This is a genomic window from Protofrankia sp. Cr1 (genome assembly GCF_963555865.1).
In the GTDB taxonomy this organism is placed as follows: Bacteria; Actinomycetota; Actinomycetes; order Frankiales; family Frankiaceae; genus Protofrankia.
Genome location: NZ_CAUVXO010000271.1, coordinates 1 through 5,400 on the forward strand (window position 1 = coordinate 1; position 5,400 = coordinate 5,400).

At 69.1% G+C, this 5,400-nt stretch carries 5 protein-coding genes; 1 reads left to right on the plus strand and 4 read right to left on the minus strand.

Annotated features, from left to right (window positions below; genetic code table 11):
- Positions 1-3,820 (plus strand): pentapeptide repeat-containing protein (locus tag U9980_RS18665; protein WP_322769091.1); only part of this gene is annotated, 3,820 nt, incomplete at its 5' end.
- An 87-nt stretch (positions 3,821-3,907) separates the two neighbouring features.
- Here the strand turns inward: U9980_RS18665 and U9980_RS18670 are convergent.
- From U9980_RS18670 to U9980_RS18685, 4 genes are all read right to left on the minus strand, one after another.
- Positions 3,908-4,297, minus strand: coding sequence for a type II toxin-antitoxin system VapC family toxin (locus U9980_RS18670; RefSeq protein ID WP_322769092.1), 390 nt, complete (start codon positions 4,295-4,297; stop codon positions 3,908-3,910).
- Complete coding sequence (locus U9980_RS18675; RefSeq protein WP_322769093.1) at positions 4,294-4,539, minus strand: type II toxin-antitoxin system prevent-host-death family antitoxin; 246 nt, start codon at positions 4,537-4,539, stop codon at positions 4,294-4,296. Before U9980_RS18675 ends, U9980_RS18670 begins: the two co-directional genes overlap by 4 nt.
- Positions 4,540-4,651: 112 nt before the next feature.
- Complete coding sequence (locus U9980_RS18680) at positions 4,652-5,065, minus strand: hypothetical protein (RefSeq protein WP_322769094.1); 414 nt, start codon at positions 5,063-5,065, stop codon at positions 4,652-4,654.
- Positions 5,062-5,325 (minus strand): hypothetical protein, encoded by a 264-nt coding sequence (locus U9980_RS18685; RefSeq protein ID WP_322769095.1) that lies wholly within the window; start codon positions 5,323-5,325, stop codon positions 5,062-5,064. Before U9980_RS18685 ends, U9980_RS18680 begins: the two co-directional genes overlap by 4 nt.
- Positions 5,326-5,400: the final 75 nt, after the last annotated feature.

A 5,400-nucleotide genomic window follows, 5' to 3' on the forward strand; every position in this document is an offset into this window, starting at 1 on the left:
GCTCACCACCGACGAAGCCCGGTTCATCCTCGTGCTCGGCGACTCCGGCCACGGCAAGACCTTTCTCGCGCATGAACTCGCCCTGGCGTTACCTCGCCACCTGCCACATGTGGACCCGATGCTGATCGAGCTGCGGCAGCTGGAGAAATCCATCGAGCTCGACCGGCTCATCGCCCAGCATCTGGTGGACTCCCAGGTCCGCCGGCCAGACCTCGACGCCTTCCGCTACATGCTCGCCCAGGGCCGCCTCGTACTGATCTTCGATGGTTTCGACGAACTCGCCACCCGCGTCACCTACCAGCGCGCAGTCGCGCACCTCGGCACCCTGCTGGCCGCCCTCGACAACCGGGCCGACCCCGACAGCCGGGCGGCGGCCACCAGCCGGGCAAAAATCGTCGTGACAAGCCGGGCCGAGTTCTTCCTCACCGACGACGACGTGCTGACGGTGACCGGCGAAAGGGTCGAGCGGACGCTTGGCCGGTTCATCGTCCGGCTGGCGGAGTTCACCCCCGAACAGATCGATGACTTCCTCGTCGGCCGCTTCACACGGGCACTGTCGACGGCATTCCCCGACACCGATGCCCGCCGCGTAGAAGCGGAACAACGGGCGACAGCCCGGCTGGACCTGATCCAGCACGTGCGGGACCTCCCCGACCTGGCACGTAACCCGCGGCTGCTGTCGTTCATCGCCGATCTGGAGGAGGACCGGCTGCGCCAAGCGCGCCAGTCCGGCGGCTCGGTCACCGCGGCGGACCTGTACCGGGAACTCCTCGGTCAGTGGCTGGTCTACGAGTGCGACCGGTCACCGGAGATGACGGTCGAGGAACGGAACGCCGCCGTCACCGAGCTCGCCGTGACGCTGTGGCGCGACGGTGCCGCCTTCATCGACCTGGCCAGGCTGACCGAGATCGCCGCCGGGGTGCTCCAGTCGATGCGCGACCCCCGGGGTCTTACCCCGGCCGAGACCGCCCTGCTGCTCGGTTCGGGTACGGCACTGCGCCGCGATGCCGACGGGAGGTTCTCCTTCATCCACCGGTCGGTGATGGAGTATCTGGTCGCGGCCGACATCGCCCGCCGACTCACAGCGCAGACCGGCCATGCCGATGATCTGCTCGCGGCACGGGAGATGTCGGAGCTGATGGCCGACTTCTTCGCCGATCTGGCCGACAGGACCGAGGCGGCCCGCTGGGCCCAGAACACCGTCGACGATCCGAACGCGCCCGCGGTGGCAAAGGCGAACGCGCTGGTAGTCGCACGGCGGCTGAACATCCCGCTACGGACCGGGGCGAAGTTCGCCGGTACCGATCTCGCCGGCCACGATCTCGCCGGTCGGGACCTGCGCGATGCCGACCTGCGCCGGGCGAACCTCACCGACGCCCGCCTCGACCACGCCGACCTGCGCGGCGCCGACCTACGCGGCGCCATCCTCACCGGGGCCTCCCTGGCGGGGACCGCGCTCGACAGCGCGGACCTGACCGGAGCGAAACTGACCGGAGCGACGGTTCGCGACGTCAGCGCGGAGCGGGTAATGGCCCGCAAGGCCGCCCTCGACGGCATCCAGATCATCGGCGGGACGCTGCCCGGGCTCGACCTGGCCGGCGCGTCGATGAAGCAGGCGAGGGTGACCAGCACCGAACTCACCGGAGCGGATCTGACCGGGGCGGACCTTCGCGGTGCCCGCTTCATCGACACGGACCTGACCGGCGCGGTCCTGACGGAAAGCCGGTGGTCACGGGCGGCCGTTCTCGGTGGGCGGCTCGGCGCCGCCCGAGACGCGCCCGAGTTGGCTGCGGCAGCGGTCGCCGGGCGGGATCCCGCGCAGGCGATGCTGCGGTCACCCGCCTCGCCAGAGAATGCGGTGGCGTTCTCCCCGGATGGCACCATGATCGCATCTGGAGGGGACGACCGCACAGTCCGGCTGTGGGACACCGCCACCGGCCAACAGATCCGCACCCTGACCGGTCACACCGGCCGGGTGCGGTCAGTGGGATTTTCCCCGGACGGCACCATGATCGTCTCCGGGTCGAGCGATCACAAGATCCGACTGTGGGACACCGCCACCGGCCAACAGGTCCGCACCCTGACCGGTCACACCGGCCGGGTGCGGTCGGTGGCATTCTCCCCGGACGGCACCATGATCGCCTCCGGATCAAACGACGGCAGGGTCCGGCTGTGGGACACCGCCACCGGTGCGCAGCTGCGCACCCTGACCGACATCGGCAGCCCGGTGTGGTCGGTGGCGTTCTCCCCGGACGGCACTACGATCGCCTCCGGAGGAGACGACCGCACAGTCCGGCTGTGGGACACCGCCACCGGCGGGGAGCTGCGCACCCTGATCGGCATCGGCAGCCCGGTGTGGTCGGTGGCATTCTCCCCGGACAGCACCATGATCGCCTCTGGATCAGACGACGGCAAGGTCCGGCTGTGGGACACCGCCACCGGCCAGCTCCTACGCGCCCTGACCGGCCGCCCCAGCCCGACGGGGGGCACTAAACCGGTACGGGCGGTGGGGTTCTCCCCGGATGGCACCATGATTGTCTCCGGATCGGACGACCACATGGTCCGACTGTGGAACACCGCTACCGGCCAACAGATCCGCACCCTGACCGGTCACACCAGCCCGGTGTGGTCGGTGGCATTCTCCCCGGACAGCACCATGATCGCCTCTGCGTCGGAGGACCACACGGTCCGACTGTGGGACACCACCACCAACCAACAGATCCGCACCCTGACCGGCCACACCGACCGGGTGTGGTCGGTGGGATTCTCCCCGAACGGCACCATGCTCACCACCGGGTCGGGCGATCGCGCGGTCCGGCTCTGTGACACCACCACCGGCCACCAGACCGCGCTTATGATCGCCCCCACCAAACGGGTGTGGTCGATGGCATTCTCCCCGGACGGCGCCATGATCACATCCGGGGGAGACGACGGCAAGATCCGACTGTGGGACACCGCCACCGGCCACCAGATCCGGACCCTGCCCGGCCAAGCCAGCCGGGTGTGGTCGGTGCGGTTCTCCCCGGACGGCACCATGATCGCCTCCGGGTCGAGTGATCACAAGGTCCGACTGTGGGGCACCGCCACCAACCAGCAGATCGCGGAGATGACCGGCCACACCGACCGGGTGTGGTCGGTGCGGTTCTCCCCGGACGGCACCATGATCGCTTCCGGATCAGACGACCACACGGTCAGGCTCTGGAACACCGCCACCGGCCAACAGATTCGCATCCTGCCTGGTCACACCAGCCCGGTGTGGTCGGTGGGGTTCTCCCCGGACGGCACCATGATCGCCTCCGGGGGAGACGATCGCACGGTCCGGCTCTGGAACACCGCCACCGGCCAACAGATTCGCATCCTGCCTGGTCACACCAGCCCGGTGTGGTCGGTGGCATTCTCCCCGGACGGCACCATGATCGCCTCCGGATCGAGCGATCGCACGGTCCGGCTGTCGAACACCACCACCGGCGCCGAACTGCGCACCCTCACCGGCCACACCAGCACGGTGCGGTCGGTGGAATTTTCCCCCGACGGCACCATGATCGCATCCGGGTCGGACGATGCCACGGTCCGGCTGTGGGACACCGCCACCGGCCGCTCGATCGCGACTTTGATCGGCGTTCGGGACGGGTGGGCGCTCCTACGTCCGGACGGTTCGTACAAGCTCGTCGGTGAACCGGACGGCTCTTTCTGGTGGGTGATCGGGAACGTCCGCTTCGAGCCCGGCGAGCTGGACGGCTACGACCCGACCGTCCGGCGGCTCTCGGAAGACACACCGCTACCCCTACCCCCCGTCCCGCCCCGGGCGCGGTTGACCTGACGTTCGCTTGCGCCTCTGGCCTTCCCTCGAACGGCCGGCGACGAACGCCGGTGACGACGGGATCGGCCTGGTCTCCCGCAGCGATCGTCAGACGCGGATCACGCTCAGGCCCGGCACGTCCGCGTAGTCATCATCCTGACTGACCACCGGAACGTCGAGGGCGAGCGCGGTGGCGGCGATCCACGTGTCGTTCACCGTCATCCGCCGTCCGGAGTCACGCAACGCAACCCGCAGGCGCGCCCACGCCTGGGCCACACCATCGTCGATCGGCACCGGATCAAGGTCCAACGCCTCCTGCAGCGTGGTGAGCCTCCGGTCACGCGCAGCCAGATTCCGAGCGGCCAGCACCCCCGCCCGCAGTTCGGCGACGGTGATGATGGAGACGGCGAGAGCGTCGGGCAGCGCGTCCACACGCAGTTCCCGCCCGGACTCCCGCGCGATGAAGACCGAGGTGTCGGCGAGCCCGGCCGCGGTCACAGCGGCGGCAGATCGTCCGTGGTGTCCGCGGCCAGCTCGTCGAGGTCGGCCCGGAGTTCGGGATCGGCCTGTCGGGACAGGAACCGGCGCACGAACTCCTCGCGGCTGATGAACCGGGGACGGCGGCCCACGGCGGCGAGCCGGGCGACAGGCCGACCGTCAACGGTGATGAGCAGCTCCTCACCGGCCTCGACCCGTCGCAACAAGCCACGCGTGTCATTGCGCAACTCACGGGACGGCACTGACGCCACCATGCGACAAGCGTAGCAGCTGGCTACGGCCGACCGGCCGAACGCAAAGACACGCCTTCGGACGAACATCCGGTAGACAACGCGACGTCAGACCCCTGGCACTTCAGATCTTGATGAGAGTAACCCGCCTACCGCAGAGCGCCATGAGATCGTCAGGGTCCGACGTGAGGACGGTGACGCGGCCGGGGACGGCGAGCGCGGTGGCGCAGAGCATGGCGTTGATCGCGTGTTTGTGACCATGCAGACCCGCATCGCCCAGGAGAGCCGCCGCATGGCGGGCAATGTCCTCGGTGACGGGCTCGACGACGATGCGGGACAGGGTCCATTCCAGCGCCGGACGCCTGATGCGCGGGTGCACCACCTCGACCAACGTCGCCGCACTGGTGATCACACGCATGTCGTCGGCGCGGGCGAGTGCGAGCCAGGCGGTGACCTCACGGTCGCGCTGTACCGCTTTGGCGAGTCCTTCACTGTCCAAAACCAGGGTGCCGCCCGGCACTACGGGCTCGCGGATCATGCCGCGCTCGAGCCGGCGATGCCCTGCTGCTCGCGGACGCGTAGCAGGGTGTCGCGCCTGGCCTGAATCTCCTCATCGGTGATCGGTCCGTGTTCGGCCTCCGCGACCGCGATCAGGTCGTTGAGGTTGTCGCGTTCGATCTGGCGCGCGACGGCCGCGGCGACGTATGCGGACAGGCCCGAGGGACCGCCGCGGGCGCGGGCCGCCTCGGCGACGTCCCGGGGCATTGTGATCGAGTACTTCTGGGTAGGCTCGCTCATACTCCTTATGCTACCTCGGGTACTCCCGCTGGATGGTTGACCGCACGACCGGGGCGGGCGCGTATCGTGACATTC

Coding starts and splice junctions, on each gene's coding strand:
- U9980_RS18680 (WP_322769094.1), bottom strand. CDS start 5,065: ATGATCCGCGAGCCCGTAGTGCCGGGCGGCACCCTGGTTTTGGACAGT.
- U9980_RS18685 (WP_322769095.1), bottom strand. CDS start 5,325: ATGAGCGAGCCTACCCAGAAGTACTCGATCACAATGCCCCGGGACGTC.